The sequence below is a fragment of the Delftia sp. ASV31 genome (assembly GCF_016428765.1).
GTDB lineage: Bacteria > Pseudomonadota > Gammaproteobacteria > Burkholderiales > Burkholderiaceae_C > Comamonas > Comamonas acidovorans.
In genome coordinates, this window is sequence record NZ_JAELTK010000182.1 from 1 (window position 1) to 1,989 (window position 1,989).

Annotated in this window: 2 protein-coding genes; one reads left to right on the forward strand and one right to left on the reverse strand. The window is 67.0% G+C overall.

The annotated features are described in order from the left end of the window. Positions 1 to 313 precede the first annotated feature (313 nt). Positions 314 to 1,444 carry a branched-chain amino acid ABC transporter substrate-binding protein gene (locus JHD82_RS28865; RefSeq protein WP_012204120.1) on the forward strand — a complete coding sequence of 377 codons (1,131 nt, stop codon included), beginning with the start codon at positions 314 to 316 and terminating at the stop codon, positions 1,442 to 1,444. A 68-nt stretch (positions 1,445 to 1,512) separates the two neighbouring features. On the opposite strand, the gene JHD82_RS28870 is transcribed toward JHD82_RS28865, so the two are convergent. Beyond that, positions 1,513 to 1,989: LysR substrate-binding domain-containing protein (locus JHD82_RS28870; protein WP_233174947.1), on the reverse strand; the 477-nt coding region annotated here is incomplete at its 5' end.

Consider the following 1,989-nt stretch of genomic DNA (forward strand, 5'->3'; position numbering starts at 1 on the left):
TTCCACGAGCACGGCGACCATGTGGAGTTCTTCCGCGCCCACTTCGTGAAGAAGGGCGTGGAGGTGGCCCATGCCTGCCTGGCGGCCCTGGACCAGCTGGCCCAGGTGCAGGCGCTGGGCCAGGCCCGCGCGGCCTGAGTTGCAAGCGTCGCCTGCGTCGCCGGTTGCGGCGCGCCACCCAGCACAGCTTTGGGTGGGGACGGATGCTCGTAAACACTGAGTTGGTGCCGAGTGTCGCGGCCCCGTCACGCGGCATTGCCAAGCCGCGATGACGGGAATAACGTGACGGCCTGTTTCAACTGAGGAGTGCGCGATGAAGATGTCCCGGAAGTTGTGTATTGCGGCCGTCGTGGCCGGCATGGGTGGCGTGGCCATGGCCCAGGAGCAGGTGATCCGCATCGGCCACATCGGCCCGGTGTCCGGACCCCAGGCCAATTTCGGCAAGGACAACGAAAACGGCGTACGCATGGCCATCGACGAGCTCAATGCCAAGGGCATGGAGATCGCCGGCAAGAAGGTCAAGTTCCAGCTGGTGGCCGAAGACGATGTGGCCGATCCCAAGCAGGGCACGGCCGCCGCGCAGAAGCTGTGCGACGACAAGGTCGCCGGCGCCGTGGCCTTCCTCAACTCGGGCGTGGCCATTCCCTCGTCCAAGGTCTTCCAGGACTGCGGCATTCCCATGATCACGGGCGCGGCCACCAACCCCGACCTGACCAAGCCCGGCTGGAACACCACCTACCGCGTGATCGCCAACGACAACGCCCTGGGCGCGGCGCTGGCCAAGTACGCGGCCGAAACGCTCAAGCTCAAGACCGTGGCCATCATCGATGACCGCACGGCCTACGGCCAGGGCCTGGCCAATGTGTTCAAGAAGGATGCGGAAAAGCTGGGCGTGAAGGTCGTGGCCTCGGAGTTCACGAACGACAAGGCCACGGACTTCATGGCCATCCTGACCTCCATCAAGGCCAAGAAGCCCGAGGGCATCTTCTACGGCGGCATGTACGGCCAGGCCGGCCCCATGCTGCGCCAGATGGCCCAGCTGGGCCTGAACGATGCCAAGTACTTCGGCGGCGATGGCCTGTGCGTGCCCGAGCTGGCCAAGGTGGCGGCCGGTGCCAAGCCGCTGGACAACGTGATCTGCGCCGATGGCGGCGCCTCGCTGGCCAAGATGCCCGGCGGCACGGAATGGAAAAAGCGCTACGACGCCAAGTACCCCGGCCAGTTCCAGGTCTACAGCCCGTACTTCTACGACGCCACCATGATGCTGGCCGACGCCATGAAGCGCGCCAACTCCTGGGACCCCAAGGTCTACATTCCCTTCCTGCAAAAGGCCGACTACTCGGGCGTGACCTCGAAGATCGCCTTCGAGAAGAACGGCGAGATGAAGAACCCCTCGTACACGCTGAGCGTGTTCAAGAACGGCCAGAAGACAGCCCTCGACTGAGCGAGCGTCCTTCCTTCGTTTTCATGCCCGCCCCGTGCGGGCTTTTTTTCGTGCGCCGTCCATGATCCTCAGGCCGGCGCCGGCGCATCGACCACGCCCGGCAACCGGGCCAGATAGGCCTGCAAGGCAGCGATGGCCTGGCGAACCTTGGCGGGCTGGGCCTGGCGCTGCGGGGTGACGGCCCAGATGTCCAGGCCGCCGAAGTCCCAGTCGGGCAGCAGGCGCACCAGGCGGCCTTCGGCCACCGTGTCGGCCACGTCCATGCTGCCCAGCAGGGCCAGGCCCAGGCCGGCCTCGCACATCTGCTGGATGGACAGCTGGTTGTTGCTGGCCACATGCGGCAGCACCTGCAGGCTGTAGGTCTCGCCCGTGTCAGGGTGGCGCGCCTCGGCACGCAGGGCCTGGCCCTGGCCCTCGCGCGCCAGGCCCAGCCAGCGCATGCTGGCCAGCGGTGCCGGGTGGCGCCAGGCCGCGCTGCCACCCTGGGCCTGTATCCATGCGGGCGAGGCGCACAGCCAGTTGCGCATGGCGCCCAGGCGCCGGGC